Origin of the sequence: Janthinobacterium sp. YR213 (genome assembly GCF_900099875.1) — a bacterium.
In the GTDB taxonomy this organism is placed as follows: domain Bacteria; phylum Pseudomonadota; class Gammaproteobacteria; order Burkholderiales; family Burkholderiaceae_D; genus Janthinobacterium; species Janthinobacterium lividum.
Genome location: NZ_FNDA01000002.1, coordinates 603,845 through 622,606 on the forward strand (window position 1 = coordinate 603,845; position 18,762 = coordinate 622,606).

18 protein-coding genes are annotated in these 18,762 nt (G+C 64.2%); 9 read left to right on the plus strand and 9 right to left on the minus strand.

Annotation, left to right across the window (positions count from 1 at the left end; all coding sequences use genetic code 11):
* Position 1: 1 nt before the first annotated feature.
* Both BLT98_RS11910 and tsaE read right to left on the minus strand, forming a co-directional pair.
* Positions 2–1,402: an N-acetylmuramoyl-L-alanine amidase gene (locus BLT98_RS11910; RefSeq protein ID WP_070281515.1), complete on the minus strand. Its 1,401-nt coding sequence runs from the start codon at positions 1,400–1,402 to the stop codon at positions 2–4.
* A complete protein-coding gene (tsaE, locus tag BLT98_RS11915; protein ID WP_034780043.1) occupies positions 1,366–1,854 on the minus strand; it encodes a tRNA (adenosine(37)-N6)-threonylcarbamoyltransferase complex ATPase subunit type 1 TsaE in 489 nt (162 codons plus the stop codon). Before tsaE ends, BLT98_RS11910 begins: the two co-directional genes overlap by 37 nt.
* A gap of 78 nt (positions 1,855–1,932) precedes the next feature.
* Between tsaE and queG the strand changes: the two genes are divergently transcribed.
* Positions 1,933–3,024 (plus strand): tRNA epoxyqueuosine(34) reductase QueG, encoded by a 1,092-nt coding sequence (gene queG / locus BLT98_RS11920; RefSeq protein ID WP_092607934.1) that lies wholly within the window; start codon positions 1,933–1,935, stop codon positions 3,022–3,024.
* Between the two features lie 31 nt (positions 3,025–3,055).
* Here the strand turns inward: queG and BLT98_RS11925 are convergent, their stop codons facing one another.
* Together BLT98_RS11925 and BLT98_RS29500 are read right to left on the minus strand one after the other, a co-directional pair.
* Positions 3,056–3,400 (minus strand): DUF3052 family protein, encoded by a 345-nt coding sequence (locus BLT98_RS11925; protein ID WP_170846366.1) that lies wholly within the window; start codon positions 3,398–3,400, stop codon positions 3,056–3,058.
* 154 nt (positions 3,401–3,554) lie between these two features.
* A complete protein-coding gene (locus BLT98_RS29500; protein ID WP_244517466.1) occupies positions 3,555–3,767 on the minus strand; it encodes a hypothetical protein in 213 nt (70 codons plus the stop codon).
* Here BLT98_RS29500 and BLT98_RS11930 point away from each other — a divergent pair.
* Entirely contained in the window at positions 3,762–4,319 is a 558-nt protein-coding gene (locus BLT98_RS11930; RefSeq protein ID WP_244517467.1) for a PadR family transcriptional regulator, read from the plus strand. The genes BLT98_RS29500 and BLT98_RS11930 overlap by 6 nt on opposite strands.
* Positions 4,320–4,341: 22 nt before the next feature.
* Positions 4,342–5,169: a siderophore-interacting protein gene (locus tag BLT98_RS11935; RefSeq protein ID WP_092607943.1), complete on the plus strand. Its 828-nt coding sequence runs from the start codon at positions 4,342–4,344 to the stop codon at positions 5,167–5,169.
* 111 nt (positions 5,170–5,280) lie between these two features.
* Here the strand turns inward: BLT98_RS11935 and BLT98_RS11940 are convergent, their stop codons facing one another.
* Both BLT98_RS11940 and BLT98_RS11945 read right to left on the minus strand, forming a co-directional pair.
* Positions 5,281–5,865, minus strand: a complete 585-nt coding sequence (locus BLT98_RS11940; RefSeq protein WP_034780029.1) for a response regulator transcription factor — start codon at positions 5,863–5,865, stop codon at positions 5,281–5,283.
* 32 nt (positions 5,866–5,897) lie between these two features.
* Positions 5,898–7,916 (minus strand): sensor histidine kinase, encoded by a 2,019-nt coding sequence (locus BLT98_RS11945; RefSeq protein ID WP_244517468.1) that lies wholly within the window; start codon positions 7,914–7,916, stop codon positions 5,898–5,900.
* Between the two features lie 130 nt (positions 7,917–8,046).
* On the opposite strand from BLT98_RS11945, the gene BLT98_RS11950 reads away from it, so the two are divergent.
* The 6 genes from BLT98_RS11950 to BLT98_RS11975 all read left to right on the plus strand — a co-directional run bounded on the left by BLT98_RS11950 (position 8,047) and on the right by BLT98_RS11975 (position 13,150).
* The gene (locus BLT98_RS11950) at positions 8,047–9,045 is read left to right on the plus strand and encodes a TRAP transporter substrate-binding protein (RefSeq protein WP_034780022.1); all 999 of its coding nucleotides are present in this window, start codon (positions 8,047–8,049) and stop codon (positions 9,043–9,045) included.
* 116 nt (positions 9,046–9,161) lie between these two features.
* Positions 9,162–9,734 carry a TRAP transporter small permease gene (locus BLT98_RS11955; RefSeq protein WP_034780017.1) on the plus strand — a complete coding sequence of 191 codons (573 nt, stop codon included), beginning with the start codon at positions 9,162–9,164 and terminating at the stop codon, positions 9,732–9,734.
* The gene (locus tag BLT98_RS11960; protein ID WP_092607949.1) at positions 9,731–11,011 is read left to right on the plus strand and encodes a TRAP transporter large permease; all 1,281 of its coding nucleotides are present in this window, start codon (positions 9,731–9,733) and stop codon (positions 11,009–11,011) included. The genes BLT98_RS11955 and BLT98_RS11960 overlap by 4 nt, the downstream gene beginning before the upstream one ends.
* A gap of 425 nt (positions 11,012–11,436) precedes the next feature.
* A complete protein-coding gene (locus BLT98_RS11965) occupies positions 11,437–11,949 on the plus strand; it encodes a methylated-DNA--[protein]-cysteine S-methyltransferase (protein WP_092607952.1) in 513 nt (170 codons plus the stop codon).
* Entirely contained in the window at positions 11,946–12,863 is a 918-nt protein-coding gene (xerD, locus tag BLT98_RS11970; protein WP_230520630.1) for a site-specific tyrosine recombinase XerD, read from the plus strand. The genes BLT98_RS11965 and xerD overlap by 4 nt, the downstream gene beginning before the upstream one ends.
* 80 nt (positions 12,864–12,943) lie before the next feature.
* The gene (locus BLT98_RS11975) at positions 12,944–13,150 is read left to right on the plus strand and encodes a hypothetical protein (RefSeq protein ID WP_070257461.1); all 207 of its coding nucleotides are present in this window, start codon (positions 12,944–12,946) and stop codon (positions 13,148–13,150) included.
* 65 nt (positions 13,151–13,215) lie between these two features.
* Here the strand turns inward: BLT98_RS11975 and BLT98_RS11980 are convergent, their stop codons facing one another.
* Genes BLT98_RS11980 through BLT98_RS11990 form a run of 3 tightly spaced genes read right to left on the minus strand, consistent with a single transcriptional unit; the run spans position 13,216 to position 18,701 of the window.
* Positions 13,216–14,493 (minus strand): TolC family protein, encoded by a 1,278-nt coding sequence (locus tag BLT98_RS11980; protein ID WP_092607955.1) that lies wholly within the window; start codon positions 14,491–14,493, stop codon positions 13,216–13,218.
* Positions 14,480–17,584, minus strand: a complete 3,105-nt coding sequence (locus tag BLT98_RS11985; RefSeq protein WP_092607958.1) for an efflux RND transporter permease subunit — start codon at positions 17,582–17,584, stop codon at positions 14,480–14,482. Before BLT98_RS11985 ends, BLT98_RS11980 begins: the two co-directional genes overlap by 14 nt.
* A complete protein-coding gene (locus tag BLT98_RS11990; RefSeq protein ID WP_092607961.1) occupies positions 17,577–18,701 on the minus strand; it encodes an efflux RND transporter periplasmic adaptor subunit in 1,125 nt (374 codons plus the stop codon). The genes BLT98_RS11985 and BLT98_RS11990 overlap by 8 nt, the downstream gene beginning before the upstream one ends.
* Positions 18,702–18,762 lie beyond the last annotated feature (61 nt).

Consider the following 18,762-nt stretch of genomic DNA (forward strand, 5'->3'; position numbering starts at 1 on the left):
GTCAGGTCAGGCGGCTTTTCGCCAGCGGCGGATTCTTGGCAAAATAATTCTTGATGCCCGTGACGATGGCGTCGGCCATCTGGTCCTGATAGCCGTTGTCGGTCAGCTTGGCTTCTTCTTCCGGATTGGAGATGAACGCCGTCTCGATCAGGATGGAAGGAATATCCGGCGCTTTCAGCACGGCGAAGCCGGCCTGCTCGACGGAACCCTTGTGCAGACGGTTGATGCCGCCGATTTCGCGCAGCACGGCCTTGCCCAGCTTCATGCTGTCATTGATCTGCGCCGTCGTCGACAGGTCGAGCAGCACGCTGGCCAGCTGCTTGTCGTGGTTCTTTACGTTCACGCCGCCGATCAGGTCGGCCTGGTTTTCCTTGTTGGCCAGCCAGCGCGCGGCCGTCGAGGTGGCGCCTTTTTCGGACAGCACGAAGACGGACGAGCCGCGCGCCGTCGGCTGGATGAAGGCGTCGGCGTGGATCGAGACGAACAGGTCGGCCTGCACCTTGCGCGCCTTTTCCACGCGCATGCCCAGCGGGACGAAGAAATCGGCGTCGCGCGTGAGCATGACGCGCATGTTGGGCTGCAGTTCCAGCTTGGTCTTGAGGCGCTTGGCGATGGCCAGCACCACGTCTTTTTCGCGGCTGCCCCGGCTGCCCATGGCGCCAGGATCTTCGCCGCCGTGGCCGGGATCGAGCGCGATGGTAATCATGCGCACCACTTTCTGGCCCGGCAGGGGACGTGCTTCGGGACGCTGTTCCGGACGGATATCGGGCACGGGCGGCACGATGGGCGCTACCGGTGGCACGACGGCGGCGACGGGCGGCTTGCCGCTCTCGGGCAGGGGCAGCGCGGGCGGCGGCGTATGCGTGCCGGCCATTGGCGGCTTGGCAGGGTCGCTCGACCAGTCGCCCTTTTCGATCATTTGCGCGATCAGGTCCGGCTCGTGCACGGGATACAGGTCGAAAATCAAACGGTGGTTGTAGGAGCCGGCCGGCGGCAGCGTAAACAGCTGCGGCGTGACCTCTTCCTTCAGGTCGAATACCAGGCGCACGACGTTGGGCCGGTTCTGGCCCACGCGCACCTGCTTGATGTACGGGTCGTTCGACTGGATCTTCGCCACCAGGCCCTTGAGCGTTGGATTGAGTTCCAGTCCTTCGATGTCGACCACCAGGCGTTCCGGGTCCTTGACGATGAAGTGGGTCGCCTTGAGGATGCTGTCGTTTTCCAGCGTGACGCGGGTATAGTCCTCGGCCGGCCAGACGCGCACGGCGAGAATTTGCGCCGCCATCGCCGACATGGGCGCGAACACGGACAGCAGCAGGGTGCCGCCGGCCTTGAGCACCGTGCGCCGGGTGATGGGCGAGGAGATCAAAGGTTCGGGGCGAATTTGAGACGGTGAAGGCATGACAGACCCAATTCAGAAGACGCTTGCAATTCTACATCACGTCCTGTACCCGCAACGTTCAAATAAATATTCAGGTCGGCCGGCGGCAGCACCGGCTCGGCTTTCTCCGGCCATTCGACGATGCAGATATTGCGGCCGTCGAAGTCTTCGCGAAAACCCGCGTCGAGGAATTCCTCGGCGCTGCCCATGCGGTACAGGTCGAAATGGATGACGTTGACGCTCTGGCCATCGAGCTGCACCGTGTACGGTTCGGACAAGGTATAGGTGGGGCTTTTCACGTGGCCCGCATGGCCGGCCGCGTGCAGCAGGGCGCGCGTGAGGGCCGTCTTGCCGGCGCCCAGGTCGCCGTGCAGGTAGATCGCCAGGCCCGGCGCCAGTGCGCGCGCCAGCGCGGCGCCCAGCGCGGCGGTGCCGGCTTCGTCGTGGAGGTGGGCTTTGAAGTGTTCGGTCATTATCTTCGGTATCGCATAAAATGGAGGCTGCTGTCATTGTAACCGCCCGCGCGCCTGCCGTTTTCCGTAAAGTCCCCTATGTCCGCCACCGTCACCGATCTCGCCGCCTTGGCGCACACCATTAAAGAATGGGGGCGCGAGCTGGGTTTTGCCGAGGTGCGTATCGCCGACGTGGACCTGTCGCACATGGAAGCGCCCTTGCAAGCCTGGCTCGATGCAGGGTATCACGGCGAAATGGATTACATGGCCAGCCACGGCATGAAGCGTGCGCGCCCGGCCGAATTGGTGCCGGGCACGGTGCGCGCCATCAGCGCGCGCATGAATTATCTGCCGTCGGCGCTGGGACCCGACTGGCGTGAGCACGAGGCGGCGCGCGATGCCGATCCCGCGGCGGCCGTGATCTCCGTGTATGCGCGCGGCCGCGACTATCACAAGGTTATGCGTTCGCGCCTGCAGCAGCTGGCCGAGCGCATCAAGGGCGAGATCGGCGACTTCGGCTACCGCGTCTTCAGCGATTCGGCACCCGTGATGGAGGTCGAGCTGGCGCAAAAGGGCGGGCTGGGCTGGCGCGGCAAGCATACCTTGCTGATCAACCGCCAGGGCGGCTCCTTCTTTTTCCTCGGCGAGATCCTCATCGACGTGCCGCTGCCCGTCGACCCGCCGGAGACCCCGCGCTGCGGCCAGTGCTCGGCGTGCATCACGGTGTGCCCGACGCAAGCCATCCTGGGGCCGTACAAGCTTGACGCGCGCCGCTGCATCTCCTACCTGACGATCGAATTGAAGGGGGCCATTCCCGTCGAGATGCGCCCCTTGATCGGCAACAAGGTGTATGGCTGCGACGATTGCCAGACCGTCTGCCCGTGGAACAAGTTCGCCCAGCGCGCCGTCGTGCCGGACTTCGACGAGCGCCACAGCCTGGGCAGCGCCGGCATGGTGGAACTGTTCGCCTGGACGGAAGAGGAATTCAACCGCCGCATGGAAGGCAGCGCGATCCGCCGCATCGGCCACGAACGCTGGCTGCGCAACCTGGCCGTCGGCATGGGCAACGCGGCGACCAAGGCCCGGGGCCAGGCCGACATCGTCGCGGCCCTGCTGTCGCGCCGGGAGCATCCGTCGGCCATCGTGCGCGAACACGTCGAATGGGCGCTGGCGCTGCACGGCATCGCCTGACCTGCGTTTATTTCTGCGTTTATCCCTGCGTTTAAACCTGCTTCAGGCGCAGCGCCGACCACTGACTATCGATGGCGACCATCGCCACGCTGTCCAACCCCACGCTTTGCGCAAAGTCGCGGATATCGTCGCGCTGGATGTCGCTGCCCGCTTTGATTCCACCCTTGCGGTATGCCACCCAGACCGCGCCGCCGGGCGCCAGGCGCGCCTGCGCCACCGGCAGATACAGCTCCAGTTCCGCGCGGCTGCGCGCAAACAGCAATATCCAGTCGGCATTTTCACCGTCCCGCACCAGCCGCTCTGGCGGCAACTGCGCCAGCAATTCCCCATGTTCGCCGCCGTCATTGAGCACGGCCAGGGCCTTGGCATTTTTCACATACATTTTTTCTGGGACAGTTTTTCAGGCATGGCAAGGGCGTGTCGATTGCGGAAAGACGAGCATAACAAATTTCTCCTTGACTTATCGATATATCGTTATAAAATGACGATACCTACTAACGATATATCTTTAAAGAGAAAACATGAGAAACTCACACCACGCAGAACACGGCCATCACGGCCATCACGGCCATCACCATCATCACGGCCATCACGGCCATCACGGCCATCACGGCCATCACGGCCATCACGGCCATCACGGCCATCACGGCCATCACGGCCATCACGGCCATCACGGCCATTGCGGCCAGCAGCATCACCATGGCGAACACCGCCACGAGCACCGCAGCGAATACGCCATGCATGGCCGCGGCCCGCGCGGTTTCGACGAGCGCGGCGACGGCATGGGCCATGGCGGCCCCGGTGGCCCAGGTGGGCGAGGGCGCGGCGAACGGGCCGAGCGTGTCTTCGGCCGCGGCGACCTGCCGCTGATCGTGTTGGCGCTGATCGAGATCAGCCCGCGCCACGGCTACGAAATCATCAAGGCCATCGAAGAGCGTTGCGGCGGCGCCTACGCCCCCAGCCCGGGCGCCGTGTACCCGACCCTGACCCTGCTGGAAGAGCAGGATCACGTCACCTCAAGCGAGAGCGCCAGCGGCAAGAAGCTCTACACGATCACGGACCTGGGGCGCGCGTATCTCGACGAGAACCGCGCCCAGGTGGATGGCATCCTGGCCCGCCTCGACATGTTTGCCCGCGTCCAGGCGCGCAACGCCTTGCCCGAGCGCGTGCGCCAGGCCATGCACACCCTCAAGCATGCGCTGTTGCTGAACAAGACCAGCTGGAGCGACGCCGAAGCCGAGCGCGTCTCCGCCGTGCTGGAGCAGGCGGCGAATGCCATCGTCGACGGCCACTGAGCCTACTTTACAAGGATAAGCAATGACTACTGCATCACCTACAGCACCACGTCCGCATGCCATCGAGCGCGTGCGGCATGACTTGAAACTGCGCGTACTCACCGTCGTGCGCACGGAGCAGCTGACGCCGCACATGCGCCGCATCACCCTGGCGGGCGACGACCTGGATGGCTTTGTCTCGCCGGCGCACGACGATCACGTCAAGCTGTTCTTCCCCGCCCCGGGCGAGACAGCGCCCGTGTTTCCCGTGCTGGGCAATGGCCCGAATCCCATCCAGTACACGGAAGGCGCGCGTCCCATCGCCCGCAATTACACGCCGCGCCGCTATGACGCCGCGCGGCGGGAGCTGGAAATCGACTTCGTGCTGCATGGCGACGGCCCCGCGGCCAGCTGGGCGGCGCAAGCGGCGCCCGGCCAGACCCTGGGCGTGGGCGGACCGCGCGGCTCCATGCTGGTGCCGCTCGATTTCGACTGGTATGTGCTGGTGGGCGACCAGACGGCCTTGCCGGCCATCGCCCGCCGCCTGGAGCAGTTGCCGGCCACGGCGCGGGCGATTGCCGTGATCGAGATCGTCGAAGACGGCGAACAGATCGCGTTGGAGTGCGCCGCGCAGCTGGACGTGCGCTGGGTCGCGCGCCATGGCCGCAAGGGGCCGCTGCTGCTGGAAGAATTGGCGAAGGTCGCCTTGCCGCAGGATGGCGACGGCTATGTGTGGGTGGCGTGCGAGCATGCGCAGGTGCAGGGCTTGCGCGGGCATTTCATCGATGCCGGCGTGCCGAAGCAGCACCTGCATGTGGCCAGTTACTGGAAGCATGGGGCGGCGGAGCATCACGAGCACCATGATGCGTGATGGCGGTGGTGTCGGGTTACGCGCTGCGCGCTAACCCGACCTACCCGACCTACATTGCAATGTAGGTCGGATTAGCGGCGCGCCAGCGCCGCGTAATCCAACATTGCTGCATTACTTCAACAACCCCGCCAGCTCCACCGCCGTCTTGACCTGCATCTTGTCGAAGATATGCGCGCGGTGGACTTCCACGGTGCGCATGCTGATGCCCAGCTTGTCGGCCACCACCTTGTTCATCTTGCCCGCCAAAATCAGGTCCAGCACTTCGCGTTCGCGCGTCGACAGGGTGGCCAGGCGCGCATGCACGGCGGCCAGTTCGCCCGCCTGGCGCGAGTTGGCCAGGCCCTGCTGCACGCGGTCCATCAGGTCGTTGTCGTTGAACGGCTTTTCAAAGAAATCGAAGGCGCCCCGTTTCAGGCTGTCGACGGCCATCGGCACGTCGCCGTGGCCGGTGAGGAAAATCACGGGCAGGCGCGCCGTCAGGTCGCGCTTGACCAGCTGGTCGAACAGGGCGATGCCGTTCATGTCGGGCATGCGCACGTCGAGCAGCACGCAGTCGCCGGCGGCGTCGAAGCTGCCGTCCAGGCTATCGAGGAATTGCTGGGCGCTGGCATAGTTGCGCGCCTCGATGCTGCGCGAGGCGGCCAGCCAGGACAGGGAGTCGCGCACGACCTCTTCGTCGTCAATGATGTGTAGCATGTGGTCTCCGGCTTGTCGTTATGCGTTATTAGTTAAGGCGAGTGCGGCGCGCGCGGCGCGGCCGGCACGCTGAATGTAAAGATGGTACCGCCAGCGGGGTTGGCGCCGAAGGTCAGCGCGCCGCCATGAAATTCGATGGCGGTGCGGCAGATGTTCAAGCCCATGCCCATGCCTTCGGACTTGGTCGAGAAAAACGGCGAAAACAGCCGCTCGGCCACGTCCTGGGGAATGCCATGTCCATGGTCGATCACGTCCACCGTCACCATGCCCTGCTGCGCGTCGTGGCTGGCCCGCAGGCGCATGATACGCCGTCCCGGCGCCGCATCCTGCATGGCTTCGATGGCGTTGCGCGTCAGGTTCAGCAGCACCTGCTCGATCATCACGGGATCGGCGCGCAGCAGCGGCAAGTCCGGCGGCAGCTCTTCCTGGATGGTGACATAGTATTTGCGCGCCTGCAGGTCGATCAGCGCGCGGATGCCGTCGATCAGGGTGCGGATGGCGATATCCTGGCGCTGCGGCTCGCTCTTGCGCACGAAATCGTGCACGCTGCGGATGATCTGGCCGGCCCGCTGCGCCTGCGCGCTGGCTTGCTCCAGCGCCGGTTTCAAGGTGCCCGGATCGACGGGGGCGTCATGCTCGATGGCGCGGCGGATCAGGTTCAGCGCCCCCGTGGTGTAGCTGGAAATGGCCGCCAGCGGCTGATTTAATTCGTGTGCCAGCATCGACGCCAGCTCGCCCATGGTGGCCAGGCGCGAACTCGTTTGCAGTTTTTCCTGCTGCTGGCGATTCAGTTCCTCGACCCGCTTGCGGTCCGAGATATCGAGCACGGAACCCATCCAGCCCGTCTGCTGGCCGTTCTTGTCCACCAGCGGCGCTTCGAAGATCAGCACGGCCACGCGCGTGCCGTCGGGGCGCTGGAAATAGGTTTCGAACTGCGGCGTGGGGTTGCCGGCCAGGGCCTTGACGAAGCGCTGCTGGTATTCCTCCAGCGCCTCGGGCACCCAGTAGGGCATGGGCGGCAGGCGCCCCAGGATTTCCTCGGGCGGATAGCCGACGATCTGGCAAAACGCGGGATTCACATATGTGACTCTTCCTTCGAGGTCGCGTGCGCGCATGCCTGTCACCAGCGAGTTTTCCATCGCCGTGCGAAACAGCATCTGCTGGCGCAGCGCGCCCTCGGCCACCAGGCGGCGCGAAATATGCCGCCACAGGGCCAGCAGGCTCCATAATAAACCCAGCGACAGGGCGATGACGGAGCCGACCAGCAGATTGGGCAGCAGCTTGGGCTGGCTTTTCACGCTGTCGGTAAACAGGGTGATGGTGGCGCCGGGCACGTCGAGCGCGCGCTTGTGCGTGTACACGCCGTGGCCGGGACCGGCGGCGGCGCGCCGCGCCAGCACCTTGTCGTCGCGGTCGATCAGCGAAATCTGGTTATCCTGCGCAAACCACCACGGCACCATTTCATCGAGCAGGCTGCTGATCTGGTAGGTGGCCACCAGGCTGCCGACATAGCGCTGGCCATCGAACAGGGGCTGGTGGTAATCCATCAGCATGGCGCCCGGCGGCGCGTCGGGAAAGCCACTCTGCTGCGAAGGCTGGGCGTACTGGCCCCGGTGCAGGCGGCGCGCATTGTCGGCCGCCGTCAGCGAGGCCGGTGAAAACGACAAGGCATGCGGCAGGCTGTTGTCGCTGGTGGCCAGCACCTTGCCGCTGGTGTCGAGCCACAGCACGCGCTGCAGTTCGCGGCCATTGCGCAGCATCTGCTGCAGCCGTTCGTGCACTTTTTCCGCGCCCAGAGAGGCGCTGGCGATATCGACACCCAGGTTGAACAGGCTTTCCTCGTTGCGCGCCAGCTGGAAGCGGATGGTCTGCTCCACCCACAGGGTGTCGGCGATCAATTGCTCCTGGCGCTCGTTGCTTTCCATCTGGCGCGCCTGCCAGGGCAGCCAGAACAGGATGGACAGGAACAGCAGCAGCAATATGACGGGCAGCAGCCAGCGCATCGGGCTCGATAGCTTGAAGCGGCGTGCAAGGGTGGGGGGAGTCGGCATGGCTGGCAGGGTAGCGGCTTATCGGGAGCCGGCTATTGTGGTTAACCACAATAGCCGAAGCAGTTTCTTTGGCACAATATCCAAGTAGACAAATAATAAAGTTTTTCTAAAAACCATCCAGGAGACAAAAATGCAGATGAAAACCATGTTCGTCGCGCTGTGCGCGGCCATCGGCGCAACCGCCGGCGCGCACGCTTACGCGCAAGCCCCCATCGTCATCAAGTTCAGCCATGTCGTGGCGACGGACACGCCGAAAGGCCAGGCCGCCGAGCGCTTCAAGCAGCTGGCCGAGAAAGCCACGAATGGCAAGGTCAAGGTCGAACTGTACCCGAACAGCCAGCTGTACAAGGACAAGGAAGAACTCGAAGCCCTGCAGCTGGGCGCCGTACAGATGCTGGCGCCCTCGCTGGCCAAGTTCGGCCCGCTGGGCGTGAAGGAGTTCGAAGCGTTCGACCTGCCCTACATTTTCCCCACCAAGACGGCGCTGTACAACGTTACCGAAGGCGAAATCGGCAAGAGCCTGCTGAAAAAACTGGAACCCAAGGGTATCACGGGCCTGGCCTACTGGGACAATGGCTTCAAGGTGATGTCGGCCAACAAGCCGCTGCACAGCCCGGCCGACTTCAAGGGCCTGAAAATGCGCATCCAGTCGTCCAAGGTGCTCGACGCGCAGATGCGCGCGCTGGGCGCCAATCCGCAGGTGCTGGCCTTCTCGGAAGTGTATCAGGCGCTGCAGACGGGCGTGGTCGACGGCACGGAAAATCCGCCGTCGAATATGTACACGCAAAAGATGCATGAAGTGCAAAAGCACGTGACCGTGTCGAACCACGGCTACCTGGGCTATGCCGTTATCGTCAACAAGAAATTCTGGGATGGCTTGCCGCCCGATATCCGCGCCCAGCTGGAAAAAGCCATGCGCGAGGCCACCACGTTTGAAAAAGCCATCGCCCAGCGCGACAACGACCAGGCCCTCGACGCCATCAAGAAGGCGGGCAAGACGCAGATCTACACCTTGACGGTGCAGGAACAGGCCGAGTGGCGCAAGGCGCTGGCGCCCGTGCAAAAGACCATGGAAGCGCGCATCGGCAAGGACCTGATCTCGGCCATCAACAAGGAAAGCGCGAAGTAATAGCGCTGGCCGCGCCACCCGGTGCGGCTTTCAGGGGCATCCCTGTCTTTCTGCAGCAACGGCACCTGCGCGTCCTGCGCGGGTGTCAGCGTACCCGCATTCTTTGAAAGTCCACCATGAAATTTCTGGATCACCTGGAAGAGTGGCTGATCGCGACCCTGATGGGCGCGGCCACCTTCATCATCTTCGTCGCGGTCGTGCACCGCTACCTGGCAGGCTTGCCGATACCAGTCGTGCAAGACTTCCTGATTCAAATCAATACCAGCTGGGCCCAGGAACTGTGCATCTACATGTTCGTCTGGATGGCCAAGTTCGGTGCCGCGTATGGCGTGCGCACGGGCATCCACGTGGGCGTCGATGTCTTGATCAACCGCATGAACCCGCGCTGGCGCGACCGTTTCATCGTCTTCGGCCTGGGGGCCGGCGCCCTGTTTACGGGTGTCGTGGGGACCCTGGGCGCCAGCTTCGTGTGGTCGATCGGCCACACGGACCAGACCTCGGCCGACATGGAAGTGCCGATGTGGCTGGTCTACCTGGCCGTGCCGCTCGGTTCCTACCTGATGTGCTTCCGCTTCCTGCAAGTGATGGTGCATTTCATCAAGACGGGCGCCTTGCCGAAACACGACCATTCGCACGTCGAGGGCCTGGAAGACGAACTGACGGCTGAAGAAAAAGGAGCCAAGGCATGAACGCGCTGATCATTTTTGTGTTGCTGCTGGCGCTGATGCTGACCGGCATGCCGATTTCCATTTCGCTGGGCCTGACGGTACTGACGTTCCTGTTTACCATGACCAGCGTACCCATCGAATCGGTGGCCCTGAAGATTTTCACGGGCATCGAGAAGTTCGAGATCATGGCCATCCCGTTCTTCATTTTGGCGGGCAACTTCCTCACGCATGGCGGAGTGGCGCGGCGCATGATCAACTTCGCCAGTTCCATGGTGGGCCACTGGCATGGCGGCCTGGCGCTGGCCGGCGTGATGGCGTGCGCGCTGTTTGCGGCCGTCTCCGGCTCCAGCCCCGCCACCGTGGTGGCGATCGGCTCCATTATCCTGCCGGCCATGGTCAAGCAGGGCTATCCGCGCGGTTTCGGCGCTGGCGTCATCACCACCTCGGGCGCGCTGGGCATCCTGATACCGCCATCGATCGTGATGGTGATGTATTCCGTCAGCACGAATACCTCCGTCGGTAAACTGTTCATGGCGGGCGTGATTCCCGGCATGATGCTGGCCATGCTGCTGGGCCTGACCACGTGGTTTTTGGCGCGCAAGCACAATTATCCGCGCATGAAGAAGGCCAGCTGGACGGAACGCTTCGTCACCTTCAAGAAGAGCGCCTGGGGCCTGCTGCTGATCGTCATCGTCATGGGCGGCATCTACTCGGGCGCCTTCACGCCGACGGAAGCGGCCGCCATGGCAGCCGTGTACGCCTTCATCATCGCCGTCTTCGTCTACAAGGACTTGAAGATCAAGCAAGTGGGCAAGGTCTTGCTCGATTCGGCCGCCATGTCGGCGATGCTGTTGTACATCATCACCAATGCCGTGCTGTTCTCGTTCCTGATGACCAGTGAAAACATCCCGCAAGCGATGGCCGAATGGATCACGGGCAAGGGCCTGGGCGTGATCAGCTTCTTGCTGGTGGTCAACGTACTGCTGTTATTGGCTGGTAACGTCATGGAACCGTCATCCATCGTGCTGATCATGGCGCCGATTTTGTTCCCCGTAGCCATGAAGCTGGGCATCGACCCTGTGCACTTCGGCATCTTGATCGTGGTCAATATGGAAGTGGGCATGTGCCATCCACCCGTGGGCTTGAACCTGTACGTGGCGTCCGGCATTACCAAGATGGGCATTTCGGAGCTGACCGTGGCCGTGATGCCGTGGCTGCTGACGATGCTGGGCTTCCTGGCGCTGATTACCTACGTACCACAAATCTCGCTGTGGCTGCCAAATTTAATTTACAACTAAAACAGTTGTCCCCGTCATGGTGCAAAAAAAGTCGATCCGGCCGAATAAATGCGCTATGATGGGCAGCCTTAAGGGGAAACACGTATATGCATATACGCCCAGGTAGCAAGGCTGAAATACAGAATTGGCAACAAGGTTAGTGGGGGAGTGGTCTATAAAAACGGTATTGATACCGGGGATATATTGAGGAGACACACGTTTCACAGAAGTTGTTGAGTCATAGCTGTCTGCGGCCACAAGCCGGCACCGGCGGACCCAAACGACCGGGAACGTGAAGCAATATTTGAAGCGCACCGACTGGTGCGCTTTTTTTTCGTCCCCGGGAAACGTCCGCCGGCACGCCCAAAGTCGGTGCATAATTCCCGTGGCGCTGTTTCCGGCGCCGGCAGGTTGCATATATGCCACACTTGAATAATGATCAGCAGATGAAAAAACAACAGGGCAGTGAACTGTTCAGCGCCATCGTGGCCGCGCCGTTCGGCGCCATGGGCGTGCGCACGCAGGATGGCCAGGTATGCGAGCTGGTGTATCTGCCGCCGCACTTTGCGGAAAAAGATGCGCAGGATGTAGTCTCCGAGCGGGCGTGCCAGCAACTGGCGCGCTATTTTATCGATCCCGATCATGTCTTCGACTTGCCGCTGGCATGCTCGGGCAGCGCCTATCAGCAACGGGTATGGGCGGCGATCGCCGGCATCCCGCGCGGCCAGGTGCGCACCTATGGCGACGTGGCGCGCCTGATCGGCTCGGCGCCGCGCGCCGTGGGGCAGGCCTGCGGCGCCAACTGGTTTCCCGTGGTCATACCCTGTCACCGGGTCACGGCCGCTGGCGGCCTGGGCGGCTTTGCCCACCATGACGATGCGACGGGCTTCCACCTGGGCGTGAAGCGCTGGCTGCTGGCGCATGAAGGCGTGGCGGGCATGGGGTGGTCAACACGATGATGAACAGCCTGCTGGCGCCCGACAACACTACCCTGATCGATGAATTCTGCGACAGCCTGTGGCTGGAAGACGGCCTGTCGAAAAACTCGCTGGACGCCTACCGGCGCGACATGCGGCTGTTTTCGCGCTGGCTGGAAGTGGCGCGGCCCGGGCGCGAGGGCCTGTACGACGTGTCCACGGCCGATATCGAGGCGTATTTCGCCGCCCGCCACGACGAGAGCAAGGCCACGTCGTCGAACCGGCGCCTGTCAGTGCTCAAGCGTTTTTACCAGTTGGCCCTGCGGCACAAGCATATCGCGGCCGACCCGTGCCTGAAGATGGTGTCGGCCAAGCAGCCGGCGCGCTTCGTGCATACCTTGAGCGAAGCGCAGGTGGAAGCGCTGCTGGCGGCGCCCGACGTCAGCACGCCGCTGGGCCTGCGCGAGCGCACCATGCTGGAACTCATGTATGCGAGCGGCTTGCGCGTGTCGGAACTGGTGGACTTGCAATCCGTGGAGCTGAGCCTGAACGATGGCGTGCTGCGCATCACGGGCAAGGGCAGCAAGACGCGGCTGGTGCCGTTCGGTGAACAGGCGCGGCTGTGGATCGAACGCTACCTGAAGGAAGCGCGCGGCGTGATTCTCGACGGCCAGATGGACGATGCGCTGTTCGTCACGCGGCGCGGCGGCGCCATGACGCGGCAAATGTTCTGGGTCATCATCAAGAAACACGCGCTGAGCGCCGGCATCACGGCGCCGCTGTCGCCGCACACCCTGCGCCACGCGTTCGCCACCCATTTGCTGAACCATGGCGCGGACTTGCGTGTTGTGCAATTGTTACTGGGACACTCCGATATTTCCACCACGCAGATTTACACGCATGTGGCCCGCGAACGGCTGAAACTGCTGCATGCGCAGCATCATCCGCGAGGCTAAACATTTGGTGTTTGGTCCAACTACGTCATAATGTGGCTTATATGCTTATCTGTAACATCTAAAAACTAAAGAGGTAGTAAATGGCCAAGACAAATTTCCAATACGAAAAACGGCAAAAAGAGCTGGAAAAGAAGAAGAAAGCCGAGGAAAAAGCCAGGCGCAAGCTGGAAGCGAAAAACAATCCGAAGCCGGCCGACGGCGGCGAGGGCGATGAGCCGGAAGCGGACGACGCCGACGTCGACGCCGATCCGGCCGCCGAAGGCGACGCTCCCGCCCAGCCCCAGTAATTCTCCGTTCCTGACGACCGGTGCGGCATGGCCGCGCCGGTATCTCCTCGTTCTCTCCTTCCCCGCTACAAGCGCGGCCGCTGGCCGATCGCCAGTTGCAGCTGCGTGCTGGCGATGGCCGCATCGGCGCGCGCCTGCACATAGCCCTGGTACGCCTCATCGGCCGAGCGCTGCGCCGCCAGCCATTCCAGCAGCGAGGCATTGCCGCTGAAGTAGGACAGGCGCATGCCATCGACCACCTTTTGCGCATCGACCAGCACGCCGTCACGGTAGTGCGCCAGCCTGTCCTGCGCCGCCCGCAGTTGCCGCTGCGCCGTGCGCACTTGCGTTTCCGCTGTCAGTTCCGCCTGGCGCAGGGCCAGCATCGCCTGTGTCACGCCCGCTTCCGCCTGTACGATGTCGCCCTTGTCGCGCCGCGACAGGGGAATGGGGATGGCCAGCGAGATGGACAGCGCACGGGAGCGGGGAGCGCCTTCGACGGGATTGCCGCTGGCGTCGATGCCATCATGGTAGCCGCGCGCGGCGGCCAGGCCCAGCGTCACGGTCGGGTCGACGGCGCGGTTGGCGCGCACCAGCGCCGCGCCGTCGCGCAGGTTGTCCAGGGTGGCGCGGGCGATGCGCACGTCGCTGCGGGCATCGAGCGCTTGCGGCACCAGCACACCGGCATCCTTGTTCTCAAACGCGGCGAAATCGCATACCAGCTGCGCCTCCGGAAACAGCGCATCGAACTGGCGCCCCAGCGGCGGCGACAGGGCCAGCATGGCGCTGTCCGCCTCGCTGCGCGCCTGCGCCAGCTCGGCCTGGAACTGGTCGCGTTCCACGCGCGACTGCAGCAGCTCGATGCCGCCCACGTCGCCCGCCTTGCGCCGCACGGTATTCGCCTCGACTACCTTGGACAGGGCCGCCATGGTCTGCTCCTTGCGCGCGGCCACTTCGCGCGTGCGGCACGCTTCCGTGAACGCGGCGGCGGCGGTGCCATACAGTTCGCTTTTGAAGCCTGCCACCGTTTCCTCGGCCAGCGCGACATTGCTGTGCGCCGCCTTCAAGCGCGCGGCGCGCTTGCCGCCCGTCTCGATGGCCATGCTGATGGCCGGGTTCCACGTGACGGGCCGGTGTTCGACGCTGCGCACGCTTTCGCGCGTGGCGCCCAGGGTGAATTCGGGATCGGGACGCAGGCCGGCGATGCCGATGCCGGCCTTGGCCGAGACGATGCCTTCCTGCTGCGACTGCAGCTCCAGGCTGTGGCTTTCCACGGCGGACAAATAGGTTTCAAAGCTCAGGGGGGCGGCGATGGCGCAAGGGGCGATCAGCCAGGCCGCCAGCAGTACATTAAAACGTGTCATGGGTCTCTCCTTCGGTATCGGTCTGGCGTTTGTGTACGTGCGCCTCGATCAGGTAATACAGGGCCGGCAACAGCAGCAAGGTCAGCGCCGTCGCCGTCACCAGACCGCCCACCACGACGGTGGCCAGCGGGCGCTGCACGTCGCTGCCCAGACCCGTGGCCAGCATGGCCGGCGTCAAGCCCAGGGCGGCCACGGTGGCCGTCATCAGCACGGGGCGCATGCGGTCGCGGGCGCCTTCCAGCACGGCGTCGCGCAAACTGCGGCCTTCGTCGGCGCGCAAGCGGTTGATCTGCGCCAGCATCAGCACGGCGTTCAGGACGGCCACGCCGAACAGGGCGATGAAGCCGACGGCGCTTGACACGTTCAAGGTCATGCCGCGCAGGTGCAGCGCGGCCAGGCCACCGAGCATGGCCAGCGGCACGGCCAGCAAGACCAGCGCGGGCTGGCGCAGGTTGCGGAACTGGCCAAATAGCAGCAGGAACATGGCGCCCAGCGTCATCGGCAGGATCAGGGCCAAACGGCTTTGCGCGCGCTGCAGGTTCTCGAACTGGCCGCCCCATTCGACGCTGATGCGCTGGTGCTCGCCGGCCACGGCTTGCGCCACCAGCGGGCGCGCTTCGGCCAGGAAGCTGGCCAGGTCGCGTCCGCGGGCATTCAGGCGCACGATGATGTGGCGCCGGCCCATTTCGCGCACGATCACGCTCTCTCCCGAGGTGGTGCTGATGCTGGCCACCTGCGCCAGCGGGATCTTCGCGCCATTCGCCGCCGTGAGTTTCAGGTTGGCGATGGCGTCCGGGCCGGAACGCGTGGCGGGCGGGAAGCGCACGGCGATGTCGTAGCTTTTCTCGCCCACGTACACCTGGCCGATGGGCGCGCTGCCGATGCCGGTGGCAATCAGGTCGGCCACGTCGGCCGCATTGATGCCGTAGCGGGCCGCCTTTGCGCGGTCCAGTTCCACCTTCAGGTTGGGCAGCGGCGGTTCCACGTCCACGGCCACGTCGGAGGCGCCGGGGACACCTTTCAATACGTGCGCCACCTTGCCGGCGATGGCGCGCACTTCATCGAGGTCGTTGCCAAAGATTTTCACCGTCAGGTCGCTGTGCGCACCCGACAATTTATCCTGCACGCCGTCGATCATCGGCTGCATGAAGGCCACCGTAAAGCCGGGCATGCGCGCGAAGCGCTCATTCATTTTCGCGATCAGCTGCTTCTTGCTCATGCCCGATTTCCAGCTGGTATATGGATGCAGTCCCACGCTCGCCTCGATGTGCGACGGCGTCCAGTAATCGGTGCCGTCGTCGTTGCGTCCCGTCTGCGTGACGATGGTCGACACTTCGGGGAACTCCAGCGCGGCGCGCCGCAGTTCGCTGGCCATGTCGGACGCCTTGTCGAGCGTGATCCCGGGCGGCATCTGCACCTGCAGCCACAGGGAGCCTTCATCGAGATAGGGCAGGAAATCGCGTCCGATGCTGCCGCCCAGCAGGGCCAGGCCTGCCAGCGAGGCGGCGCACACCATCGCCACCCAGCGCTTCCTGCCCACCATGCGCTCGAGGAAGCGGCCGTACGCGGCCGCCAGCTTGTCCAGCGCGCGGTTATGGAAGGTGCGGCGCGGCTTGCGCAAGGCCAGCCAGGCCAGGCCGGGGATCAGCACCAGGGCCACCACCAGCGCGCCCACCAGCGCCGCGCCCACCGCATACGCCATCGGTGAAAACAGCTTGTATTCGATGCGCTGGAAGGCGAACAGGGGTAAATAAGCGGCGATGATGACGGCCATGCCGAACATGATGGGGCGCGCCACCTGCAGGGTCGCGTCGATGGCGTCCTGCAGGGAGAGGGGCCGTTCCTGTTCCCGCTCGCGGCGGCGCAGCATGTTTTCCAGCACCACCACGGAACCGTCGACGAGGATGCCGAAGTCGATCGCCCCCAGTGACAGCAAATTGGCGGGAATTTTCAAGTGGTGCATGAAGATGAAGGCGATCAGCAGGGCCAGCGGGATCGTCAGCGCGACGATGGCGGCTGCGCGCGGGCTGCCCAGATACAGCAGCAGCACGAGGGCGACCAGCAGCATGCCTTCGCCCAAGGTATAACTGACCGTGTGCAGGGTGGCGTCGATCAGCGAGCTGCGGTCCAGGTAGGGCACCACTTTCACATCTTTCGGCAGCAGGTTGGCATTGAGGTCGTCTACGGCCGCGTGAATGCCGGCCAGCGCCTCGGACGGGTTGAAATCCTTCAGCAGCAGGGTGATGCCTTCGATGGTGTCGGGGTTGTCGTCCTTGCCGAGGATGCCGCGCCGCTCCACGTTGCCATAGGCGAGCTTGCCCAGGTCTTTCACCAGCACGGGCACGCCGTCCTTGCTGCTGACGACGACGTTGCCCATGTCGTCGAGCGAATGCAGCAAGCCCACGCCGCGCACCACGTACGATTGCTGGCCACGGTCGATGACGCTGCCGCCGCCGCTGATATTGTTGGCGTTGATGGCGTCCTTGACCTGCGCCAGCGAGAAGCCGTAGCTGTCGAGTTTTGCGGGATCGAGTTCCAGCATGAATTGCGTCGTCAGGCCGCCGAAATTGCTGACGTCGGCCACGCCGCGCACTTGCTGCAGGCGCGGAATCACCGTCCAGAACTGCAGCTCGGACAGTTCGCGCAGCGAGCGTGTTTTCGATTCCAGCGTGTAGCGGTAGATCTCGCCCGTGGGCGAGGTATAGGGATCGAGTCCCGGCTTGGCCTCGTACGGCAGGTTCACGCTGGCCAGGCGTTCCTGCAGCCGCTCGCGCGTGAAGTAGCCATCGCTGCCATCCTCGAACACCACCGTGATCAGCGACAGGGCGAACAGGCTGCGCGTGCGCAGCACGTGCATGCCCGGCGTGCCGAGCAGGGCGCGTTCCAGTGGAATGGTGATCTGCTGCTCGATTTCCTCGGCGCCCAGGCCCGGCACCTGCGTGACGATCTGCGAGGTGACGTCGGCGATGTCTGGGTAGGCTTCGATGGGCAGCTGCTTCCAGCAATAGACGCCGTAGACGGCGACGAACAGCAGTACCAGCCAGACGATGCCGCGCCGCTGGCAGCAGGTGGCGATGAAACGGTCAATCATTGAGCAGCACTCCTTCCTTGACGACGATGCGTTCGCCCGCGCGCAAGCCCGAGACGATTTCCACTTGCCCGCCATGGCTGGCGCCCACTTCCACCGTGCGCGGCGAGAACACCAGCGGGCTGCGCTCCACCATCACGCGCGTCGATGGCCCGCTTTGCAGCACGGCCGACGCCGGCACGAGGAGGGCGCGGCGGGAAGCGCCGGCGAATCCCGCGTGGGCGAACATGCCCGGCTTGAAGGCGCCGGCGCGGTTGTCGATGGCCACGCGCACTTTCACCGTGCGCGTCTCGGGATCGAGCACGGCGCCCACATACGCGACCTTGCCCTCGAAGGTTTTGCCGGGCCAGGCATCGACGGTGATGCTGGTCTTTTGTCCCACGGCCACCTGCGCCAGGTCCCTCTCGGCCACGTTGGCCGACAGCCACACGGTGGACAGGTCGGCCACCGTCATGACGGGCGCGTTGATATCGTTCCAGTAGCCGCCCTGGGCGCCTTCCATGGCGATCACGGTGCCGGCGATCGGCGAGCGCAAGACATAGTCGCGGCGCGAACCGCGTGTACCGGCGCCGTACTGGGCCAGCTTGTCGGCGCTGGCCTGGGCATCGCTGCCGGCCTGCGCAAAAGCCGCCTGCGCCGCTTCGTACTCCTTGCGCGCGGCGATTTCCGCCTCGAACAGGGTTTTCTGGCGCTCCAGTTCCTGGCGCGCCTGCAGCAGGGCGGACTTCGCCTTGCTGTCGTCCGCGTAGGCGGCGCTCAGTTCCGCCGAATCGAGCGTGAACAGCGGGTCGCCCGCCTTCACGCTGTCGCCCAGCGTGCGCTGCAAACGCGTGATGCGTCCGGCCAGCGGCGGCGTGATCTTCACCAGTTTTTCCGGCATCGCTTCGATGCTGCCTGGCGCATCCGTCTGCGTGGCGATCTCCTGTTCCTGCACGGCGTCGACCTGCAGGCGCTGACGCAGCGGCGACATCTTGTCGACGGCGATGCTGCCGTCGTCCAGGTGCCTCGATTGGGCGGGCGGCGTGGCTGCCGCCGTCGGTTTGGCGCAGCCGGCCAGGGCCGAACAGGCGAGAGCGAGGGCGCAGCTGGCGCCCAGGGCGTTGCGGGTGGTCGTGTTCATCCCGTGTTTCCTTGTTATTGATGGTGATGGGGCATGCGTGGATGCCGTGCCCAGGCGGGCG

Coding starts and splice junctions, on each gene's coding strand:
- BLT98_RS11935 (WP_092607943.1), top strand. CDS start 4,342: ATGACTACTGCATCACCTACAGCACCACGTCCGCATGCCATCGAGCGC.
- BLT98_RS11980 (WP_092607955.1), bottom strand. CDS start 14,493: ATGACACGTTTTAATGTACTGCTGGCGGCCTGGCTGATCGCCCCTTGC.
- BLT98_RS11990 (WP_092607961.1), bottom strand. CDS start 18,701: ATGAACACGACCACCCGCAACGCCCTGGGCGCCAGCTGCGCCCTCGCT.
- BLT98_RS11945 (WP_244517468.1), bottom strand. CDS start 7,916: ATGCCGACTCCCCCCACCCTTGCACGCCGCTTCAAGCTATCGAGCCCG.
- BLT98_RS29500 (WP_244517466.1), bottom strand. CDS start 3,767: ATGCATGGCGTATTCGCTGCGGTGCTCGTGGCGGTGTTCGCCATGGTG.
- BLT98_RS11930 (WP_244517467.1), top strand. CDS start 3,762: ATGCATGGCCGCGGCCCGCGCGGTTTCGACGAGCGCGGCGACGGCATG.
- BLT98_RS11940 (WP_034780029.1), bottom strand. CDS start 5,865: ATGCTACACATCATTGACGACGAAGAGGTCGTGCGCGACTCCCTGTCC.
- BLT98_RS11960 (WP_092607949.1), top strand. CDS start 9,731: ATGAACGCGCTGATCATTTTTGTGTTGCTGCTGGCGCTGATGCTGACC.
- queG (WP_092607934.1), top strand. CDS start 1,933: ATGTCCGCCACCGTCACCGATCTCGCCGCCTTGGCGCACACCATTAAA.
- tsaE (WP_034780043.1), bottom strand. CDS start 1,854: ATGACCGAACACTTCAAAGCCCACCTCCACGACGAAGCCGGCACCGCC.
- BLT98_RS11985 (WP_092607958.1), bottom strand. CDS start 17,584: ATGATTGACCGTTTCATCGCCACCTGCTGCCAGCGGCGCGGCATCGTC.
- BLT98_RS11965 (WP_092607952.1), top strand. CDS start 11,437: ATGAAAAAACAACAGGGCAGTGAACTGTTCAGCGCCATCGTGGCCGCG.
- xerD (WP_230520630.1), top strand. CDS start 11,946: ATGATGAACAGCCTGCTGGCGCCCGACAACACTACCCTGATCGATGAA.
- BLT98_RS11950 (WP_034780022.1), top strand. CDS start 8,047: ATGCAGATGAAAACCATGTTCGTCGCGCTGTGCGCGGCCATCGGCGCA.
- BLT98_RS11975 (WP_070257461.1), top strand. CDS start 12,944: ATGGCCAAGACAAATTTCCAATACGAAAAACGGCAAAAAGAGCTGGAA.
- BLT98_RS11955 (WP_034780017.1), top strand. CDS start 9,162: ATGAAATTTCTGGATCACCTGGAAGAGTGGCTGATCGCGACCCTGATG.
- BLT98_RS11910 (WP_070281515.1), bottom strand. CDS start 1,402: ATGCCTTCACCGTCTCAAATTCGCCCCGAACCTTTGATCTCCTCGCCC.